This is a genomic window from Neobacillus jeddahensis, assembly GCF_000612625.1.
Taxonomy (GTDB): domain Bacteria; phylum Bacillota; class Bacilli; order Bacillales; family Cytobacillaceae; genus Neobacillus; species Neobacillus jeddahensis.
The window spans coordinates 23,973-44,292 of record NZ_CCAS010000030.1; the positions used below are offsets into that span (position 1 = coordinate 23,973).

A 20,320-nucleotide genomic window follows, 5' to 3' on the forward strand; every position below is an offset into this window, starting at 1 on the left:
TCGTCTGTAACCTTACGCCCCTATGCAAGGCGCTTCCGCTTTTCGAACCATCACCAACTTTGAACTTAGTATCTTTCATCTGGAAAGTTCTATACACAATCATAATATTTTTTCACATATATGAGAAATATCTCAATAATGGATAAATATAGCTAGAAGCCAACTCGTTCGTCGAATTAATTATTTGACGGGATTTCCCTTACTCTTCTTGGCTAAAGGAATTCCTTTCACCATTTCGTTGACAATATGAAGCCATTGGGCAGTATCATACTCTTTAATCTTAATCACAACTTTAAGCTTAGAGCCCTCCATGCCAGGATTCACATTTCGCCCAAATTGGTTCCCAATATGGAAGATCTTGCTACCATCAATCGTGTTGGTAATCTGCTCATATACTAAAATAGTTACCTCCTGCTTCACTTGCTTAATTTGCTCCACACCATTCGTTAGGGCATGTACTTTCATTTCAGCAATTTGGAACAGATAGGCCACTTCATTAGGATATTCTCCAAAGCGATCGATCATTTCGGTTTGCAGCTCTTCCATATCCTCAAGAGTCTGCACGCCTCTAAACCTTTTATACATCTCAATCTTTTGATGGCCATCCTTAATGTACGTATCTGGGATATAGGCGTCAATTTCAAGGTCAATTTCGACAGTCTTCTTCACTTCCGCACCAAGATCCCCTTTGCGCTCCTCGATGGCTTCTTTTAACATTTGCGAGTAAAGATCAAAACCAACCGAATCAATAAACCCATGCTGCTGGGCACCTAATAGATTCCCCGCACCCCTTATCGATAAATCGCGCATCGCAATTTTAAAACCAGATCCTAATTCTGTAAATTCCTTAATCGCTTGAAGCCGTTTTTCAGCCACTTCAGTCAGGACTTTATCCTTGCGGTACGTAAAATAGGCATAGGCGACACGGTTAGACCTGCCCACCCGGCCGCGCAGCTGATAAAGCTGCGAGAGACCCATCCGGTCCGCATCATAGACAATTAAGGTATTCACATTGGGAATATCAACACCCGTTTCAATAATAGTTGTACTCACAAGGACATCAAATTCCCCGGCGAGGAAACTGATCATCACGGATTCCAATTCATTTTCGGTCATCTGTCCGTGGGCAAACGTAACTCGGGCATCTGGGACAAGCATCGAGATTTCCTCAGCCTTGCGTTCGATATCCTCAACCCTGTTATATAAAAAGTAAACTTGTCCGTCGCGGGCCAGCTCACGCTCAATGGCTTCTCGCACCAAGGAACCATTGTACTCCATGACATAGGTTTGTACTGGAAAGCGATTTTCCGGCGGCGTTTCGATAACTGATAAATCGCGGACCCCCAACATCGACATATGAAGCGTTCTTGGGATTGGCGTTGCCGTCAAGGTTAACACGTCCACATTTGTTTTCAGTTTCTTAATTTTCTCTTTATGGGTTACCCCAAATCGTTGCTCTTCATCCACAATCAGCAGCCCTAAATCACGGTAAACAATATCCTTTGACAACAAGCGATGGGTTCCCACCACAATATCAACGGTACCTGCTTTTAAGCCTTTAATCGTCTCCGTTTGCTGCTTTTTCGAACGGAATCGGCTCAATAGACCAATATTGATGGGATAATCCTGAAAGCGCTCCCTCAATGTTTCAAAATGCTGCTGGGCTAAAATTGTCGTCGGCACAAGAAAGGCAACCTGCTTTCCGTCAGCAATCGATTTGAAAGCCGCTCGGATGGCCACTTCTGTTTTCCCATAGCCAACATCACCACAGAGCAAACGATCCATTGGACGCGCATTTTCCATATCCTTTTTAATTTCATGAATAGAGCGAAGCTGGTCTTCGGTTTCTTGGTAGGCAAACGATGTCTCAAATTCCCGTTGCATATCGCCATCAGGGGAAAAGGCGTAGCCAACTGCAGCTTCCCGTTCGGCATACAGCTTGATGAGATCATCGGCAATATCCTGAACAGAGGATTCAACCTTCTTCTTCACCTTTTTCCAATCACTGCCGCCTAACTTATATACCTTTGGCTCTTTCCCTTCTGAGCCCACATATTTTTGAACGAGATCAATTTGATCAACCGGTACATAGAGCTTATCTGAGCCCTGATAGCGGATATTCAAATAGTCTTTATGAATTCCATTGATGACGAGCGTCTCAATCCCTAAATATTTCCCAATCCCGTGATTAACATGAACCACATAATCACCAATTTTAAGCTCGGAGTAACTCTTAATCCGCTCAGCATTGGAAAGCTTTTGCCGGCTGGATGATTTTTTCACGCGCTTATTGAATAATTCTTCCTCGGTGATGACGGCGATTTTCTGAATGGACAGTTCAAACCCTGTTTGGAGGTTCCCCATCATAATTTGAACCCTGCCAGGTAATGGTTTCTGGTCCCCCTTTACGACACTGCCTTCAATTTCATAGTCTTCTAGAACACGCTCTAATTTTTTGACCCGCTCCTCATCAGCCCCTAAAAAGAGGACTGCATAATTCCCTTTTTTCCAGCGATCAATTTCTGCTTTTAACAGATGCATTTGCCCGTGGAAATTTTGCATTTGCTTACAGGCGATATTAATAATGTTTTGCGGATTTGTATTGGCTACATGCCGTAAAAATAAGGACATGTATAGAAGCGGAAACTCCTTCTTTTGTAACAGGGCATGTAAGTCATGAGAGATATGTAGATCATGGACAATTTGCCCCTCTGCTAGTAAACCTGTATACCATTCAGCTTCTTCTTTGACCAGAGAATCATTCATCTCTTGAACTCGACTAATCTCATCTATAAAGACAAGTCCGTTATGCGGAAGGTAGTCTAGCAAACTAGTAGGCCTGTCGTAGGCTAAGGATAGATATTTATAAACCTGGTCAGGTTTTTGCTTGTTTTTTAGCTGTTCGAGTTCATGGCTGATATTTTGACTCAGCTGCATTTTGGCTTTATCATCTTTTAGCTTCTTTAAACTCTTAGCTAATCCCTCCTCAAGCTTGCTCGTAATCCGACTATAGTCCACATCTTCCAGCAAGGTTTCTGTCGCTGGTCCGATTAGAACCTCCTTAATCTTTTCCTTTGAACGTTGATCATCCAGAGAAAAGTAGCGGATCGAGTCTATTTCGGTATCAAACAATTCAATCCGAAGTGGGTCGGCTTCTGTGAGCGGATAAATATCGATGATTCCGCCTCTTACACTGAATTCCCCAGGTGTTGTCACCATTTCAGCACGGCTATAGCCCATTTTTACAAATGTTTCTAGCATTTGATCGATATGGAGATCTTCCCCCAATTTTAATGACAGCTGATATTGCTTCCATAAAGACATTGGCGGAACAATTTTCTTTAAGCCTGCCATCGGAACGATGATTACCCCTTGCTTTTGTTTACTCCAGTGATTCAAGGCCTCAATTCTTTGTGCCCTTAATTCAGGACTCGCGATCCCTAATTCGGCTGCAATTAGCTCATTAGCCGGAAAGAGGAAAACTTCTTTTTCACTTAATAGATGAACGAGATCATCATAGAGTTTTTGTGCTTGTAATAGATTGTGGGTGATGAGCATGATTGGTCTTTTCGTTTGTTCGTAAATAGACGCAATCAGCACTGTCCGCGACGAACCGGATAAGCCAGCAATCAGCTGTTCACGCAAGCCTTCCTCCACCCCCGCAATAATAGAGTGGATATCTTCCTGTTTCAAGAATAATGACTTTAAACCCTCCAAGGTCTCTCCTCCCTCCCTTTTTCGTATTAATTTAATATAATTAAAATTTTTATAGTAGAAATAATAAATAGAAAAATGCTTTGGAGAGCTTCCAAAGCTAAAAAGAAAGCGCAAGGCGCCTGCCTATCGGTTCGGCTTGTGACCTCGAGCCGACGGCGCCTGGAGCTGGACATTTATCAAAGTAGAGAACTGGAATCTCACTATATCAGTGAATCAGAAAATCGTATTGATGGTAATCGGGATTCCGCTCTAACGCTTCCTGACAGTCTTCACAAATGGCTGTTATCTGAATATCACCAGATGAGTCATACGTAACCATTTCCTGTCTTTCCTGATCGGTTAATTTGTGAAGACCAAGAGTTTCTGAATGTATCGATGTTTGCTCAATGGAGCCAATTTTCGTCCCACAATGACGACAATGGTAATGGATGGCCACGCCTGTCCCTCCTCAATCTATTATTCATTAATAGTATGAACTAGATAGAAGGAACTTATTCATTTGCCATAACTCCATTTATATCTACTAATAAAGTGTCACCCTATTGTATGAAAGTTCAGCTCGTATCATGAACAATTACTGATTATATTCATTCATTACTTGCAGGAAAGGCTTCTCTAACCAAGCAACACAGGCATCTGCACTTTTCCTTACAGCTTCCTCGGTTAACGGTCGTTCCTCTGAACGAAAACGCCCAAGCACATAATCAGGGACACTCATCCCAGGCTGCGGGCGATCAATGCCAATGCGAATGCGATTAAACTGCTGCGTCCCCAGATGGGCAACGGTCGATTTAATCCCATTATGTCCTCCCGGGCTTCCTTTTTGCCGCAGTCTTATTTTCCCGACTGGCAGATCAAGATCATCATAGATTACGACGAGATCCTCTAATTCTATTTGATAATACTCAACAACTGCCCTGATTGATTCTCCTGATAAATTCATATAGGTTAGCGGTTTTAAAAGTACTATTTTTTCCCCATTATGTACGCCCATCCCATACAGCCCTTTAAGTTTTGACTGATTTAGCGGAATTGATAACTGATTGGATAATGAATCAATGACTTCAAAACCGATATTATGTCTTGTTTGATCATATTGCTTCCCTGGGTTACCTAAACCAACGAATAATTTCATCCTTAGACCCCCCATGTCTTCCGGTTCAGACCATTTTTTAAATATTTTTCGTAACATCGCCATTAATCCTTTCACGATGTGTTAAAAGACGTAACCCTAACAAGGTTACGTCTAGAAATCTTTGATAACAGTGCAGCTTCAGTATTCAGCAAAGGGTCGTTCGTGAAAACAGACACTTTCGCTTGGTTATTCTGGCTTCGTTTCTCTGCCTTCTTCGTGATCTGGGTGACCGCCATCTTGTTGCTCGCCTGCGTTAATTTCCTCCTCCTGCCTTGGCGGAAGAATGGAAGCGACAACTTCATCATCTTCGTGGCTAATGCTAAAGGCACCTCCCGATGGAATGTCACCCACCAATACGGTTTCCCCTACCTGAAGATTTGTAATATCCACTTCTATTTGCTGTGGGATATTGTCCGGGGTAGAAGTAATCGACAATTGGTGGACTGTCTGTTGCAGGACGCCGCCATCTTTTACTCCGACAGCATCACCAACGAGAACAAGTCTAACCTCCACGTTAATCTTTGAAGATTTGTCTACCGCAAGAAAATCAACATGGAGAATCTCTTTTTTAAAAGAATCCTCTTGATAATCGGTCAACACAACATCAAACTTGCTGCCATCTACATCAAGCGAAATGACACCATTTCTTCCAACGGTGCGGAGTGTTTTTGTTAAATCAGCTGAACTGACAAACACAGGTTTATTTTCAACCTTTGCACCGTAAATAATGGCAGGTATATTGCCATTACTTCTAATTTTTCTTAGTGCAGAATGTTTAAATTCCATCCGTTCTTTCGCTTGTAATACCGTACTCATCTGTTTAGTCACCTTCCATTTTTAGTTAAAACTATCTCTAATAAAAATACCCTAAAATAGGAAGGTCTAAACATTTATTTGCACAAAGCAGGCGCCGATATTTTTATATTAATCAAATAAAGTACTTACAGATTGCTCTTCATGGACACGGATAATTGCTTCCCCAATTAAAGGTGCTACCGAAAGGTGAACAATTTTTTCACTCTTCTTATCTTCTGGAAGAGCAATTGAATTCGTTACCACTAACTCTTTAATCTTTGAGTTTTCAATCCGTTCAATCGCAGGTCCAGATAAAACAGGGTGGGTACAGCATGCATATACTTCCAATGCCCCGTTTTCTACCAAAGCATTTGCAGCTAAAGTAATCGTTCCAGCTGTATCAATGATATCGTCAATTAAGATCGCCACTTTTCCTTCGATGTTACCGACAATATTCATAACTTCCGCTACATTCGGTCTTGGACGACGTTTGTCAATAATGGCAATCGGTGCTTTTAAGCGCTCTGCCATTTTTCTAGCTCTTGTAACCCCGCCATGATCCGGAGAAACAACCACAATGTCACCAATCAAATCCTTATTTTTAAAGTACTCTGATAAAATTGGAACACCCATTAAGTGGTCAGTCGGAATATCAAAGAAACCTTGAATTTGTGGAGCGTGCAAGTCAAGACAAATCACACGGGTTGCACCAGCAGTTTCAAGCAAAGTTGCTACTAATTTTGCTGTAATCGGCTCACGAGCGCGGGCTTTGCGGTCCTGACGTGCATATCCGTAGTAAGGCATAACAATATTAATTGTTTTAGCAGAAGCTCTTTTTAAGGCATCAATCATGATTAATAATTCCATAATGTTATCATTAACAGGTAAACTGGTGGATTGAATCACATATACATCACAGCCACGGATACTTTCTTCAATATTAATTTGAATTTCACCGTCACTAAACTTTGAAACGGAACATTTTCCAAGTTCTACTCCGATCACCTTAGCAATCTCTTTTGCCAGCGGCAAGTTCGAGTTTAAACTAAACACCTTTAAATTCGGATCTAAATATTGATTTGACATGATGGCCCTCCAATTATTATTGCTTATTTCCTTACATTAAGCTTTTGAACGTAGTCTTCCTTATTCACCTGATGGGCACGTGCAATGGCCAGCGCTTCACCCGGTACATCCTTGGTAATGGTTGAACCGGCAGCTACATAGGCACCCTTACCGATTGTCACTGGGGCAACTAAATTGGAGTTGCAGCCAATAAAGACTCCATCTTCAATTTTCGTTAAGAATTTATTTTTTCCGTCATAGTTCACTGTAATCGAACCGCAGCCAATATTGACATCGCTGCCGACTTCAGCATCACCAATATAGCTTAGATGCGAGGCTTTGCTTCCCTTGCCAAATACAGCCTTCTTGATTTCGACAAAGTTGCCGATCTTTACATCATCATGAACAGTCGACTCAGGGCGAATATGGGCAAACGGTCCGATGTTAACATGGGAACCAATCAAACTTTTATGAGCAACAGACTGACGAATCACTGATTCGCTGCCAATTTCACAGGCATCAATTTCAGTATTTGGACCAATAAAGCAATCAGCACCAATCGTTGTTTTACCTTTGATCATTGTTCCTGGATAAATCACCGTATCCTGTCCAATCACAACATCCGTCTCGATATAGGTGTTAGCTGGATCGATAATGGTGACACCGTTGCGCATATGTGCTTCATTCGTGCGTTTACGCATGATTCGCTCTGCTTCCGCTAAGGCAATACGGTCGTTTACTCCTAGTGTTTCTTCTAAGTCATTCGTTTGGTAAGCTGTAACTACTTCCCCTTGTTTTTTCAAGATCTCAATGATGTCTGGTAAGTAGTATTCCCCTTGAACATTATGATTGTTTACATTTTTCAATGCTTCAAATAAAGCACGATTATCAAAACAATATGTACCTGTATTGATCTCGTTCACTTTCCGTTCAGCATCTGAGGCATCTTTGTGCTCGACAATTTTTTCAACAAGACCGTTTTCATTGCGAATGATTCGGCCGTACCCTGTTGGATCGTCAATTCTTGCCGTAAGAATAGTCGCTTTTGCAGCTAAGTCCTCATGGTGTTTAATTAAAGCCTCCATCGTTTCCGCTTTAATTAATGGCGTATCACCGCAAACAACAATAGTCACGCCGTCTTTACCTTCAAGCATACTTTGTGCCTGCATGACTGCATGGGCAGTTCCAAGCTGTTCTTCCTGCAGGGCATAGAGACTAGTATCGCCTAACTGCGCCTTCACCATTTCAGCCCCATGGCCAATGATCGTGACCATTTCCTGAACGTTAAGCTCTGTTACTTGATCAACTACATGTTGGACCATTGGCTTTCCGCATACTGGGTGTAACACTTTATATAGCTTAGATTTCATCCGCGTACCTTGCCCTGCGGCCAAAATCACAGCGTAACGATTAGGCATGTTCAAGTCCTCCAATTTACCTTTTTATCCACTAAAAATATTAACGTATATAGACTCGCTTTTCAAGGAGTCATCTGCAAGTGTCTAATTTTGTAATTTTTAATTTATTTAAGGAGAGAGAAGCAGTGGGTTTGATTCGGAGGATTGGTGAAGTGTTTTTGCAATATAAAAAGAGCCTTCAGAAGAAAGGCCCTAGTTGTTAAAATCCTTAGGAAGCTCCGGCTTCTTCAAATTCTACTTCCATTTCGCCTAATCGGTGGTATTCCGCCAAAACAGCTTCTTGGATTTTACCGCGTGTTCCTGAATTGATTGGATGCGCAATGTCACGAAATTCTCCATCTGGAGTACGTTTACTTGGCATAGCTACAAATAAACCGTTGTTTCCGTCGATAACACGGATGTCATGGACAACAAATTCATTGTCCAACGTGATTGATGCAATCGCTCTCATTCGACCTTCCGTATTAACCCGGCGTAATCTTACGTCAGTCACTTCCATTTGCTCACACCCTTTTCTTTAGATAAAAAGCTAGTTAAATAAATTCCACAATAAATTCTATATTCCTTCTTAATTTTTAAAATATTTTTGAAAAATTAGGGCAAAATAGTGAACTTTTGTGAAATTTCAACTTATTATCCGATTCCATGACAGGAAAAAGGACACAGATGGACTTTTTTATATAAGAAAAACGCTCGTTTATTTCACGAGCGCGATTACTTCAATTTCAATTAAGACATCCTTTGGTAAACGAGCCACTTCCACACAAGAACGGGCTGGCTTATGAGTGGAGAAATATTCGCCATACACTTCGTTTACAGCAGCAAACTCATCCATATTTTTAATAAACACAGTTGCCTTTACAACCGTTTCAAGCGAAGCGCCCGCTTCACTTAGGACAGCCTGTAGATTACGAAAAACCTGATGAGTCTGTTCAGTTACATCGCCTGTTACCAACATGCCATCAGCAGTTAACGGAATTTGGCCGGAGCTATAAAACACATTATTGACAACAATCCCTTGAGAATATGGTCCAATCGCAGCTGGTGCTTGACTTGTTTGCACTACTTTCATGTTAACCCCTCCACATATTAAAATAGTTTCCTGCTTGAACACTGATTTTCTTTTCTTTGACATCAACATCAGACAGTTGGACAAGCGACAAATATTCATCCACTAGTCGTTCTTGGATTTTTTCCGACTCAACTAAAACAGCAATTCCCGCGAGGTGGGCATTAAATTCCTCGAGCATACTTATCATTCCCATGACTGTTCCGCCCGCCTTCATAAAATCATCCACAATAAGTACGCGTGAGTCCTGCTTCATGCTTCGTTTTGACAATACCATAGTTTGAATTCTTTTAGCAGATCCCGACACATAATTAATACTGACAGTCGGTCCTTCCGTAACACGGCTATCTCTTCGGACAATCACAACGGGGACATTTAATTGACTTGCTACCGCATAAGCAAGTGGGATTCCCTTTGTCGCGACTGTCATCACTACATCAATTTTCGCATCCGCATAGGCGGAAGCAATGATGCGGCCTGCCTTTTGTACTACTTGAGGATTTCCCAAGATATCGGTTAAGTATAGATAGCCCCCCGGTAAGAGCCGCTCCGGATCACCAATTAACTGACAAAGCTCGTTAATAAATGGTTCTACCTTTTCCCTGCTTACTTTGACGAAGAATTTAACACCACCGGCAGCCCCAGGTACTGTTTGCAAGGAACCAATTCCTCTCTGTTCAAACGTCTCTTTCACAATCGCTAAATCTTCACTAATGGAAGATTTAGCTGACGCATAACGCTCGGCAAAAAAGGTGAGCGGTACTAACTGACGAGGATGATCCAGTAAATAATTTGTCATATCGATCAAACGTTCACTGCGGCGAAATTTCATAATTTACCCCCAAAACCCGAATATTCTAATCAAAGGATACCATTATTGTACGCCTTCAATCAAGGGAGTGTCGCTCTCCTAGCATGCGGACAGCAAAGACTTGATCACAAAATCCTCGTAGTCCGTTATAAATACGATGCATACGCGAATCATGCTGAACGATACCAAACACGGTTGGCCCACTGCCGCTCATTAAGACTGCATCGGCTCCAAAACGCTTCATTTGTTCCTTAATTTGGGCAACTTCTGGATGAAGGGATAAGGTTACATCCTCTAAAACGTTCCCCATATTGTCACAGACTCTTTGATAGTCATGGGTATGAATAGCCTCAATCATACCGCCAATATTAGGATGCTCTGTTCCTTTTACATCGAGCCGACGGTAAACCTCGGCAGTTGACACCCCAATAAAAGGCTTTGCCAGTATCACCCAACACGTTGGCGGTGCAGGTAGCTCTGTGATAACCTCTCCTCTTCCCTTTGCCAAAGCCGTGCCACCGTATACACAAAAGGATACATCCGAACCAATTTCACTCCCTAGCTCTGCTAATTCATCCAAGCTTAGGCCCAGATCCCAAAGCTTGTTTAAACCTCTTAGAGTGGCCGCTGCATCACTGCTGCCACCCGCTAATCCTGCCGCGACCGGAATGGTCTTTTCGATCGAAATCATTACACCCTTCTTCACGGCAAACCGATCCTTTAAAAGCTGCGCCGCTTGATAGGCTAAATTACGCTGATCATCCGGAACATATCGATTATGGGAAAGAATATGTATTTTATCTTGATTTAATAAGGTTAGTTCAACCCGATCAGCCAAATCAATGGTTGTCATGATCATTTCAACCTCATGATAGCCATCGGAACGTTTATGTAAAACATCTAATGCTAGATTAATTTTGGCCGGTGCTTTGACTAAAAGCTTCACTACGTCCACCTACTTTAGTTAATTCCTCTTCCAAATTCCACATTTTGTCCTATTTTACCACAAAACGATAAATGTAAGACGTGCGATATCATATATCTTACTAAAATTATTATTTTATCATTAGTTTCATCTAGAAAAAAGCCATGATTTGGACAAGAAAAGCATTCAATCCGTTCTACCCAGATCGGTGTAAGAAAAGCGCAAGGCGCCCGCCTATCGGCGACAAGCACAAGACGAGCCGGCCGAAAGGTTGTTCTTTAACCTTTTGGTCGGATTGGCTTGTGACCTCGAGCCGATGGCGCCTGGAGCTGGACAATTCTCAAAGTCAAAATTTATACTTTCTTATCTTAAAAAAAAAGCCAGTGCCGGAAACTTAGGGTTCCCTGCACTGGCCTGCTGTGGTGATGTTCTGTTTAAACGAATCGTGGACGTGCCTATTTTATGACTTAAGACTTGGGACCTTGAGCGGTCAACTGTTCCTGCGCAAGTTCAATGGCACGCTTGACCATGTTTCCTGCATCCTTTGCCTTGATCCCGCCCCATCCCTCTCTTTGGACAACATCGTAAAAACCAAGCTCTTTGGCTAACTCCTCTTTCAAGTGGTTAGACATGATTCCTCTGCGTCTGCCCATCTAAACGACCCCTTTCATACCACAGCATTATTAGTATGTAATAAAGGCAAACTTCAATCAGTGGGGGTTTTTTCCAGCGCTTTCTAATGAAAGGTGGGATTCCGCCATCATGGCGGGCATGCTTTGTTTTTAGACAGCAAAAAGCAGTAAACGAATGTTTACTGCCCATTTATTGCTTATATACTAGCTTAAAGCTACATGTCCTGCTGCATCATCGTAGAAAGTAATTTGAACTGTTTCTGTTAAGACATCCGCATAGCTGTAGGAAACACGCTCGAATGAATTTTCATCTTGATCTAGTTCAATAACAAAAACAGATGGGTAAGTTTCTGCTAAAACACCGGAACGTTCGATAGTCTTCCTACGACCGCCATTTGCTTTGAGCAATAATCTTTTCCCTAAATTCGTGTCAAGAGCCTTTTTAATATCGGCTAAGGTTTTTGGCATTCGGTCCACCTCACTATGGAAAAGTATAACACACCGACATAGTTCTGTCAAATAAAAACATAAATTATATCAGTCCAATAAAAAGTTTGTCAATATTTTTTCTTCTACTTTTTCTTCTAATTTTCAACATTCCTATCGTTACCTGATTACCAGTGTTCTATGTATGCGTTTATAAAAAAGAAGCCCCACTAAAAAAGCGAAGGCGTCCCGTAGCGAGGTGTGAGTTGAACTTGACTGCTCCTTAAGTATTACTCATTCACCTTGCGCTTTTCTATCAGGCTCATTCATCCTCTGCTAAAATCGGTCGATAGGGCATACCCGTTCGGAGGACCCCCCTTGTATCAATTCCGCCAAGTCCTTTTTCTCCTGTTAATGTATTTCGTAATACATCCCAGACGTTTATTCTTTCCATAAACGGAGTAAAGCTGATTTTGGCCACTATATAGACGGGATCGAGTGCATGTATATTAATTCTTGATGGTGAGCTCGCGAAGTTTGCCCCAGCATAAATGAGGGATTCAAAATGTGATTGGCATGCCCCGGCAAAGATGACCAATTGGTCTAAATGGGGGACCTTTTTCCGCGCTTCCTTGACGGTTTGGACGAAATGCTTCGAATGACGATAGGCATTGATATCCGTCACCTTTCCCTTTGCCTTAGAATAAGCATCATGCCCAGTGATCACCAAGATATCGGGGCGATAATGGTCGATTAAGCCTCCAATTTTCTCTGGCATTTCTTTTTCACCACAATGTATACCTAACACAGGTATTCCGATTTTTTCATATAGGGTCATGCACTTCTTTAAATAGGATGGGTCCCCATCCAAATGGAGTACCTTTCCTGGGATTTGAAAATAATTACTCTGCTTGGCATATCCACCTGTGGCCTCGTATTCCTGTCTTGATTTTATTAACTCTACTTCTTGGGTAAAAAGTTTTAACGACTGTTCCTCAAGTGTGCGGTATTCCTGGCGCAGTTTTACCCTGTCATCTTGATTAATAACAATCAAATCGGTGTACGGCGCATCCGCAACGAGTCGAAAATCCTCACCATAAAGGATTGCAACATTCTGGTTATTAATTTTTCGAATATCAATAACACGGAAGAGCAGATCACAGTTATACGATTTTCTTCCAACGATATCCATCACCTTTATTTCCATTGCCGTCACTCCAATAAGACCAGCAAAAGGGCCTTTCGTTTAGGATTTCTCTGATAGGCTATGCAAGGCAAATTGTCCATGTGAATAAGAACTGGAAACTTCACTAAAGTTATAGGCAAAAAAAAGACCCTTTTACGGGTCTAATGGAAATGTGGATATAATTCATCGCTTAGTAGGCCAAATTCCTCTAGTGATAATGTTTCCCCACGACGGGTTGGTTCAATCCCGCTTGCACTCAGAGCGGCAAGGATTTCTTCCTTTTTCTGTTTCCCATCTGGGAGCTGGCTTGTTAAGTTATTAAGGATTGTTTTCCTTCTCTGCGCAAAGCTGGCCTTTGTCACTTGGAAAAAGAAACCTTCATCCTTCACTATCACAGCGGGCTGCACTCGTTTTGTCAATCTGATAACCGCAGAATCAACATTCGGCTGCGGGACAAAGACTGTTTTTGGGACAATCATGACCGTTTCTGCCTCCGTATAATATTGAACGGCAATTGACAGTGAGCCATAATCCTTGGTACCAGGCTTGGCTGAGATTCGGTCTGCTACCTCTTTTTGGAGCATACACACGATTCCTCGGATGGGCAGGCGTTCCTCGAGCAGCTTCATAATAATTGGGGTGGTCACATAATAGGGTAAATTAGCAACCACCATAATATCATCGATGCCCGCAAACTGTTCATCCATCACCATTTGCACGTCTGCTTCTAATACATCCTTATGAATAACGCTGACATTCTCATAAGGTGACAGTGTATCCTTCAAGATTGGTAATAAGCGTTGATCAATTTCGAAGGCAACGACCTTTTTACTCGTCCGGGCCAACTGCTCAGTAAGCGCACCAATCCCCGGGCCAATTTCGATCGCCCCGGAATCTTCCGTCAGGTCCGCAAAGCTGACGATTTTTTTTAAAATATTCGTATCGATTAAGAAGTTTTGACCTAGGCTTTTCTTAAAAGAAAAACCATATTTTTCGAGAATAGCCCTTGTTCTCACAGGGGTTGCGATATCTTTATTCATTATGTTCCTCCTGTCGTACAACGCTTAGTGCTTCTGCGAATTCCTGTCTGCTAATTTGGAACATCATTAAGCGTTTATGTAATTGTTTTCCATTTGTATAGCCGATTTTCAATAATTCTCCAAGTCTAATCCTTCGTTCCTTTGCACCATCACCGCCAATGAGGCCAGCTGTTAGTAAGTCATCCTGCGAAATCTCCTCCGCAATCATTTCACGCATCATTTGTGCATCTCGTAACGCTTCTCGGATCGCCTCTGGGCTAGCATGTTCCACTCCTAGTCCCTTGCCATTCTTGGCAATTGCTGCTTCTTTTGGAAGAAAGGCGTGTTTACAGCCTGGCACAGCCGCTGCAATCGTCTTTCTAATTTTTTCACCCGGAAAATCAGGATCTGTAAAAATAATCACCCCACGGGTCTCTTGGGCTCGCCTTACTTTTTCAATCGTTGACTGATTTACAGCTGAACCATTTGTCTCAATCGTATCTGCATCAACAGCCCGTTTAATGGTGGTCGTGTCATCTTTTCCCTCAACGACAATAAATTCTTTAATCTTCATAGCCAAGACAAATCCTTCGTAATATTTTTAAAAAATTTGATAAAAACTTGAAACATTTTTGTAATGTCCATCGTCTATATTAGTAAACAAATTCATATAATGAAGTGTGAAAGGCGGAATAGCACCCTGCTATCTCCACTTGCCACTGTCATATAAAATTAATATGCATCGTTGTAAGTATAAAGAAAATCTCAGAAAAAGCAAAATGCTTTTGCAAGAGAAACGCGCAAGGCGCTTGGAGCTGGGCAATTCTCAAAGCCAAAACAGATAAATTCCGTTATTATAAGAAAAGCTCCAACACCCGGAGGTACTGGAGCAACATGAACAAATAGATTATGCAACAGCACAGTCAATAGATTGACTTACTGTAAAATCTTTATCTTGACCTTCTTCCGCCCCCAGCGGTAGGCTTCCTCTTTAGATGGCATTAATAAATCAACGATATAACCTTTAATCCCACCACCTGTGTCTGCAGCAACGGCGTAACCGTAACCTTCCACATACACCTTTGTTCCAAGTGGAATGACCCTTGGATCAACAGCAATTATTTTCATATTCGGATTAGCACGGATATTTAATCCTGTCGCTGTACGCCCTGAACAGCCATTGCAATAAGCCGTATAGGCAGTTGCAGTCACATAATACTCTGTTCCCGTTTCTGTGCCACCACGGGAAACCTGAACAGCTAAGTCCTTTGTTCCGACAGCCACAACCTTATCTTGTTTCTTGGTAATACTCTGCTCATTCATCAGTTTTCTGGAAACTTCCTTACCATTTTCCAAAACCACTTCAAATTGTTTAGACACAAGCCCGTGTCTCCCTAGAGTGACAACTTTTTCCTGGCCCTTTTCTAAATTTTCATCCTTTTTGGTTACCACGGCATATTGAACGGGTTCTTCCACTACATCGGTGACTTTTTCTACTCGAATGACGTTAACGACACCATTCTTTGAGATGGGTGCTGTTAATGACGGTTCAACTCGGTCTAATTCATTTAGTTTGATACCCTGTTGTGTTAAAAAGTCAGCGACCGTAGCCGAAGTGGTCCAAACCTTTTGTTCCTTACCTCCGTCCACATATGTAAGATGAATCGCACTCTTTACTTCTATATTCATCTTATTCCTAATTGCCGTTTGCGGGTTGGGTGCAATCTGATCCTGTTTTTTTACTGATATTTTCTGTTCCTTTAGGAGTTCAGCCACCGTTCCGGCCGTTGTCCAGATCGTTTTCTTCTCGTTGTCTTTGACAATGTGAACCTTGTTCGCCTGTTTCCAAACAACTTTAAGATGGTTCCTTACCTTCTTATTTGCCGTTGGATACAGGTAGTCTTGTGAGTGAAAGGGTACATCCAGTTCATCTAACAATTCATTGATGGTATCTGCATGTGTTTTTACGACCTCTGGCTTGCCATTAATCGTTATTGCCACAGTTTTCTTTGAACCTTCAAATAAATGAATGCCAAGAGCTGTTAGCAAAACTAGGAAACTAGCAATAGCAATGATCAAATTCCTCCCACTCAAAGACTCGGAAAAAAGGTTTTTCATGTTTTGGAATACGATGAAAAACGCCTCCTTTTCTCGGAGAGATTTATAAAACCATGCTGTCGGCTGTCAATCCTTGCATACCTTGCCAAGGTATTTCTAATTATGCATAAACTTGGGGAGGTTGCAAAGAAAAACTTATCGACACGGTTATCCTATGTTGAAAAGGAGACATGTAGAACTTTTTGTTATCAGAAAAAATTAGGACAAGCTTCTTGTGCCTTCGACAAATTCCCTTATCATTTTATGGCGAAACATTTTTTAGCATTTCGTGTCGTGGCTTCCGCTACTTGTTCAAATGTCAAACCCTTTATTTCGGCAATTTCCATAGCGACTAACTTCACATACCCAGGTTCATTTCTTTTTCCTCGATACGGATGTGGAGCCAAATACGGACAGTCTGTCTCAATTAACAGCTTATCTAATGGAATCTCCGCTGCGACTTCTTTTGGTTTTTTTGCATTTTTGAAGGTAACAGGCCCCCCTAGTGAGATATAAAAATTCATTTTCACGCATTCTATTGCCACTTCCGGACTGCCGCTAAAGCAATGCATGATCCCGCCTACTTCCTCGGCACCTTCTTCCTTGAGGATTTCCACGATGTCGGCAGTGGCCTCCCGGTTGTGTATAACGATCGGGAGTTTAACTTTTTTGGCCAAGCGAATTTGCTTACGGAAAACGTCCTTTTGAATATCCTTTGGAGACTTGTCCCAATGATAATCTAAGCCCATTTCACCAATGGCGACCACCTTTGGATGTACTGCCAGTTCCTCAATCCATTGTAAATCTTCATCTGTCATGTCAATCGCATCAACAGGATGCCAGCCTACGCATGCATACATAAAATCATAAGTTTCCACTAATTCCATCGCTCGATTAATGGTCGGTCGATCAAAGCCGACAATGACCATATTTGTAACGCCTTCATTTTGGGCCCTGGCAATGACCTCTTCTAAATCCTCATTAAATTGGGTGTCATTTAAATGGGCATGTGTGTCGAATAACATACTAAATCAAATCCCTCTTTTCTATTTATTTCTTCCCATTGTGTACGTCTGGTTGCACAATGTCAAAAAACAGCAACTAAACAGGATAAATGTTCCACGTGAAACATTAACATCGAAAAGTTGACAATTTTCGATGTAAAAAGCGCCCTATGGGGGCGCTTTTTGTCTATCATTATTTTACCTTAGAGCCATTTGGTAATGATTGATCAACCGTTGCAATCGAAAGCTGACCGTCCATTGAACCTGCCAAGATCATTCCTTGCGATAATTCGCCGCGAAGTTTAACTGGTTTTAAGTTGGTGATACAAATGACTTTCCGCCCTACCAGTTCCTCAGGCTTATAGTATTGTGCAATTCCTGAAACGACCTGACGTTTTTCATAGCCAAGATCAAGCTGAAGCTTGAGCAGTTTATCCGCCTTTTTAACCGGTTCAACTTCAATCACCTCTGCCACACGTAAATCAATTTTCATAAAGTCATCAATTGCGATTTCAGCCAGTTCATCTGGTTTCTCCGCTTTGACCTCTTCCTTTTCCTCGACAACAGGTGCAGAACCATTCATTTTTGCCTTAATAAATTCTACTTCTTCGGCGATCTCCAACCGTGGGAATAGCGGTGCAGCCTTCTCCACCTTTGTCCCACTTGCAATCCCACCAAAAGTCTCAAGACTATCCCAAGTAGTTAACTGTTCATCGTGTATACCTAGTTGTGAAAAAATCCCGTCAGGTGTCCGTGTCAAAAATGGACGTAACAGAATGGCAGTTTGGCGGAGTGATTCAGCCAGATGCACCATTACACTAGCAAGCTCCCCTTTACGGTCTTCATCCTTTGCTAAAGTCCATGGTTGCGTTTCATCAATATATTTATTGGTCCGGCTCACTAACTGCCAAATGGACGTTAATGCCACGGAGAATTCCATCTTCTCCATCGCTTCCTCGTACTTCGTAATCGTTTCCCGATTTACTTGTAGCAATGACTCGTCAAATTCACTAACAGAGCCAGCATAATCCGGGATGACCCCATCAAAATATTTGTCAATCATGGCAACAGTCCGGTTTAACAAATTCCCAAGATCATTAGCTAGGTCAAAATTAATTCTTTCAACAAAGCCCTCTGGCGTAAACACACCGTCTGCGCCGAATGGAACCTCTCTTAATAAATAATAACGAAGCGCATCTAAACCATATCGGTCCACTAATGTCACTGGATCGACGACATTCCCCTTTGACTTGGACATTTTTCCATCCTTCATCAACAACCAGCCATGGGCAAAGACCTTTTTAGGCAGCGGTAAATCTAAAGCCATTAACATGATTGGCCAGTAAATCGTGTGGAAACGAACAATTTCCTTTCCAACAAGATGAACATCGGCCGGCCAGTATTTAGCATACTTCTCATCATTGTCCGTACCATAACCAAGGGCTGTAATATAGTTAGAAAGAGCATCAATCCACACATAAATAACGTGTTTTGGATCACCAGGCACTTTAATACCCCAATCAAAAGTTGTCCTAGAAACAGCTAAGTCTTCCAATCCTGGCTTGATAAAGTTATTGATCATTTCATTTTTGCGAGATTCCGGTTGGATAAACTCAGGATTTTCCTCATAAAATCGTAAAAGCCGATCAACATACTTACTCATTCTAAAAAAGTATGATTCTTCTTTTACTTTTTCTACAGAACGACCGCAATCAGGACAATTCCCATCAACTAGCTGCCGGTCAGTAAAAAAGGATTCACACGGAGTACAATACCAACCTTCATACTGATCTAAATAAATATCCCCTTGTTCTAAAAGACGGGCAAATATTTTTTCAACCACTTGTTTATGTCTTTCTTCCGTTGTCCGAATAAAATCATCATAAGAAATATCGAGTTTGTTCCATAGCTCTTTAATACCATTGACAATGCCATCGACATATTGCTGTGGTGTTATCCCTGCTTCTTCAGCTTTGCGCTGGATTTTTTGACCATGCTCATCTGTACCCGTTAAATACATCACATCGTAGCCGCGCATCCGTTTGTACCGGGCCATTGCATCACCAGCAACTGTGGTATACGCATGACCAATATGTAAATTCCCACTTGGATAATAAATCGGCGTTGTTAGATAAAAGCTCTTACCATTTTTCTCCATCAATTTCCCTCCTCATTAGAAAAGCGCAGTACCCATTTAGCGACGTATGGACTAGTCACTGGGTACTTGAGCTTGACAGGTTTTACAGTCTAAATGAACCAAAACCCCATTAAACTATTATTGCCTCTTTTTACTGCTTCTATCATCAAAATATACCGAAAAATAAACATTTGTGCAAGAAAGCACCTTCATTGACTTCCATTTATTAAAAAAATTTTCCTAATACACCCATAATTCTCAAGGAACGACCGAACCATATGTAGGATAAGCAAGAGTAATGTAGAAGATTGTCGAATTCTCACTTTTCTACAATAATAGTAGTTTTAATTATAGATATTATAATTATCCTATATAAATGAAATAAGTATTTAATTTTTCCTTACAAATCAACTACTGCTCCATAAGGAAAAATTTCCTTTTATTTTTTAAAATAAAATAATTGACGGATATGGGAAGTACTGGTATTATTGATTTATAAGAAATTTGTCGAATTGTGACGAATGAATTAAAAGATAGATTACTAATTTTGTAAAATTGAGAGGAGATCATCATAATGAAATCTACAGGTATTGTTCGTAAAGTTGACGAATTGGGTCGTGTGGTAATTCCAATTGAATTAAGACGTACACTTGGTATCGCTGAGAAAGATGCTCTTGAAATCTACGTTGACGACGAGCGCATCGTTTTGAAAAAATATAAGCCTAATATGACTTGCCAAGTAACTGGTGAAGTTTCTGATGATAATTTAGCTCTTGCTGGCGGAAAATTAATTCTTAGCCGTGAAGGTGCAGAGCAATTACTTGAAGAGATCCAAAAAAACTTCGAAGTAGCTAAATAATAAAACAGCTCCAGCACTAAAAAGT

General features: G+C 41.4%; 19 protein-coding genes. 1 reads left to right on the forward strand and 18 read right to left on the reverse strand.

The window, feature by feature from the left end; translation table 11 throughout:
• Positions 1-180: 180 nt before the first annotated feature.
• From mfd to metG, 18 genes are all read right to left on the reverse strand, one after another.
• A complete protein-coding gene (gene mfd, locus TY15_RS13835; protein ID WP_040206558.1) occupies positions 181-3,717 on the reverse strand; it encodes a transcription-repair coupling factor in 3,537 nt (1,178 codons plus the stop codon).
• A gap of 205 nt (positions 3,718-3,922) precedes the next feature.
• The gene (locus TY15_RS13840; RefSeq protein WP_040206561.1) at positions 3,923-4,153 is read right to left on the reverse strand and encodes an anti-sigma-F factor Fin; all 231 of its coding nucleotides are present in this window, start codon (positions 4,151-4,153) and stop codon (positions 3,923-3,925) included.
• Between the two features lie 138 nt (positions 4,154-4,291).
• Complete coding sequence (gene pth, locus TY15_RS13845) at positions 4,292-4,852, reverse strand: aminoacyl-tRNA hydrolase (RefSeq protein ID WP_040206562.1); 561 nt, start codon at positions 4,850-4,852, stop codon at positions 4,292-4,294.
• Between the two features lie 186 nt (positions 4,853-5,038).
• Entirely contained in the window at positions 5,039-5,668 is a 630-nt protein-coding gene (locus TY15_RS13850) for a 50S ribosomal protein L25/general stress protein Ctc (RefSeq protein WP_040206563.1), read from the reverse strand.
• A gap of 108 nt (positions 5,669-5,776) precedes the next feature.
• A complete protein-coding gene (locus tag TY15_RS13855; protein ID WP_040206564.1) occupies positions 5,777-6,733 on the reverse strand; it encodes a ribose-phosphate diphosphokinase in 957 nt (318 codons plus the stop codon).
• 23 nt (positions 6,734-6,756) lie between these two features.
• A complete protein-coding gene (glmU, locus tag TY15_RS13860) occupies positions 6,757-8,130 on the reverse strand; it encodes a bifunctional UDP-N-acetylglucosamine diphosphorylase/glucosamine-1-phosphate N-acetyltransferase GlmU (protein WP_040206565.1) in 1,374 nt (457 codons plus the stop codon).
• Positions 8,131-8,338: 208 nt separating this feature from the next.
• Complete coding sequence (spoVG, locus tag TY15_RS13865) at positions 8,339-8,629, reverse strand: septation regulator SpoVG (protein ID WP_040206567.1); 291 nt, start codon at positions 8,627-8,629, stop codon at positions 8,339-8,341.
• 198 nt (positions 8,630-8,827) lie between these two features.
• Entirely contained in the window at positions 8,828-9,202 is a 375-nt protein-coding gene (locus TY15_RS13870; protein WP_040206568.1) for a RidA family protein, read from the reverse strand.
• A 1-nt stretch (position 9,203) separates the two neighbouring features.
• Entirely contained in the window at positions 9,204-10,031 is an 828-nt protein-coding gene (gene purR, locus TY15_RS13875) for a pur operon repressor (protein ID WP_040206570.1), read from the reverse strand.
• Positions 10,032-10,086: 55 nt separating this feature from the next.
• Positions 10,087-10,956, reverse strand: coding sequence for a 4-(cytidine 5'-diphospho)-2-C-methyl-D-erythritol kinase (gene ispE, locus TY15_RS13880; protein ID WP_040206572.1), 870 nt, complete (start codon positions 10,954-10,956; stop codon positions 10,087-10,089).
• Positions 10,957-11,402: 446 nt separating this feature from the next.
• On the reverse strand, positions 11,403-11,588 hold the full coding sequence (locus TY15_RS13890; protein ID WP_040206574.1) for a small, acid-soluble spore protein, alpha/beta type: 186 nt from the start codon (positions 11,586-11,588) through the stop codon (positions 11,403-11,405).
• A gap of 183 nt (positions 11,589-11,771) precedes the next feature.
• Complete coding sequence (veg, locus tag TY15_RS13895; protein WP_007084178.1) at positions 11,772-12,035, reverse strand: biofilm formation stimulator Veg; 264 nt, start codon at positions 12,033-12,035, stop codon at positions 11,772-11,774.
• A gap of 280 nt (positions 12,036-12,315) precedes the next feature.
• Positions 12,316-13,200 carry a sporulation peptidase YabG gene (gene yabG, locus TY15_RS13900; RefSeq protein WP_040206576.1) on the reverse strand — a complete coding sequence of 295 codons (885 nt, stop codon included), beginning with the start codon at positions 13,198-13,200 and terminating at the stop codon, positions 12,316-12,318.
• A gap of 140 nt (positions 13,201-13,340) precedes the next feature.
• Positions 13,341-14,219, reverse strand: a complete 879-nt coding sequence (rsmA, locus tag TY15_RS13905) for a 16S rRNA (adenine(1518)-N(6)/adenine(1519)-N(6))-dimethyltransferase RsmA (RefSeq protein WP_040206577.1) — start codon at positions 14,217-14,219, stop codon at positions 13,341-13,343.
• Complete coding sequence (gene rnmV, locus TY15_RS13910) at positions 14,212-14,772, reverse strand: ribonuclease M5 (protein ID WP_040206579.1); 561 nt, start codon at positions 14,770-14,772, stop codon at positions 14,212-14,214. Before rnmV ends, rsmA begins: the two co-directional genes overlap by 8 nt.
• A 362-nt stretch (positions 14,773-15,134) precedes the next feature.
• Entirely contained in the window at positions 15,135-16,316 is a 1,182-nt protein-coding gene (locus TY15_RS13915) for a G5 and 3D domain-containing protein (RefSeq protein ID WP_040206581.1), read from the reverse strand.
• 236 nt (positions 16,317-16,552) lie between these two features.
• Positions 16,553-17,320 (reverse strand): TatD family hydrolase, encoded by a 768-nt coding sequence (locus tag TY15_RS13920; protein ID WP_040206583.1) that lies wholly within the window; start codon positions 17,318-17,320, stop codon positions 16,553-16,555.
• A 172-nt stretch (positions 17,321-17,492) separates the two neighbouring features.
• On the reverse strand, positions 17,493-19,457 hold the full coding sequence (metG, locus tag TY15_RS13925; RefSeq protein WP_040206584.1) for a methionine--tRNA ligase: 1,965 nt from the start codon (positions 19,455-19,457) through the stop codon (positions 17,493-17,495).
• A 547-nt stretch (positions 19,458-20,004) separates the two neighbouring features.
• Here metG and TY15_RS13930 point away from each other — a divergent pair.
• Positions 20,005-20,295: an AbrB/MazE/SpoVT family DNA-binding domain-containing protein gene (locus tag TY15_RS13930; RefSeq protein WP_179301815.1), complete on the forward strand. Its 291-nt coding sequence runs from the start codon at positions 20,005-20,007 to the stop codon at positions 20,293-20,295.
• The last annotated feature ends 25 nt before the right edge of the window (positions 20,296-20,320 follow it).

What these genes read in the sequence shown, in the direction of transcription:
- pth (WP_040206562.1), bottom strand. Translation starts at nt 4,852, where the DNA reads ATGAAATTATTCGTTGGTTTAGGTAACCCAGGGAAGCAATATGATCAA.
- TY15_RS13850 (WP_040206563.1), bottom strand. Translation starts at nt 5,668, where the DNA reads ATGAGTACGGTATTACAAGCGAAAGAACGGATGGAATTTAAACATTCT.
- TY15_RS13855 (WP_040206564.1), bottom strand. Translation starts at nt 6,733, where the DNA reads ATGTCAAATCAATATTTAGATCCGAATTTAAAGGTGTTTAGTTTAAAC.
- glmU (WP_040206565.1), bottom strand. Translation starts at nt 8,130, where the DNA reads ATGCCTAATCGTTACGCTGTGATTTTGGCCGCAGGGCAAGGTACGCGG.
- spoVG (WP_040206567.1), bottom strand. Translation starts at nt 8,629, where the DNA reads ATGGAAGTGACTGACGTAAGATTACGCCGGGTTAATACGGAAGGTCGA.
- TY15_RS13870 (WP_040206568.1), bottom strand. Translation starts at nt 9,202, where the DNA reads ATGAAAGTAGTGCAAACAAGTCAAGCACCAGCTGCGATTGGACCATAT.
- purR (WP_040206570.1), bottom strand. Translation starts at nt 10,031, where the DNA reads ATGAAATTTCGCCGCAGTGAACGTTTGATCGATATGACAAATTATTTA.
- TY15_RS13890 (WP_040206574.1), bottom strand. Translation starts at nt 11,588, where the DNA reads ATGGGCAGACGCAGAGGAATCATGTCTAACCACTTGAAAGAGGAGTTA.
- veg (WP_007084178.1), bottom strand. Translation starts at nt 12,035, where the DNA reads ATGCCAAAAACCTTAGCCGATATTAAAAAGGCTCTTGACACGAATTTA.
- yabG (WP_040206576.1), bottom strand. Translation starts at nt 13,200, where the DNA reads ATGGAAATAAAGGTGATGGATATCGTTGGAAGAAAATCGTATAACTGT.
- rsmA (WP_040206577.1), bottom strand. Translation starts at nt 14,219, where the DNA reads ATGAATAAAGATATCGCAACCCCTGTGAGAACAAGGGCTATTCTCGAA.
- rnmV (WP_040206579.1), bottom strand. Translation starts at nt 14,772, where the DNA reads ATGAAGATTAAAGAATTTATTGTCGTTGAGGGAAAAGATGACACGACC.
- TY15_RS13915 (WP_040206581.1), bottom strand. Translation starts at nt 16,316, where the DNA reads ATGAAAAACCTTTTTTCCGAGTCTTTGAGTGGGAGGAATTTGATCATT.
- TY15_RS13920 (WP_040206583.1), bottom strand. Translation starts at nt 17,320, where the DNA reads ATGTTATTCGACACACATGCCCATTTAAATGACACCCAATTTAATGAG.
- metG (WP_040206584.1), bottom strand. Translation starts at nt 19,457, where the DNA reads ATGGAGAAAAATGGTAAGAGCTTTTATCTAACAACGCCGATTTATTAT.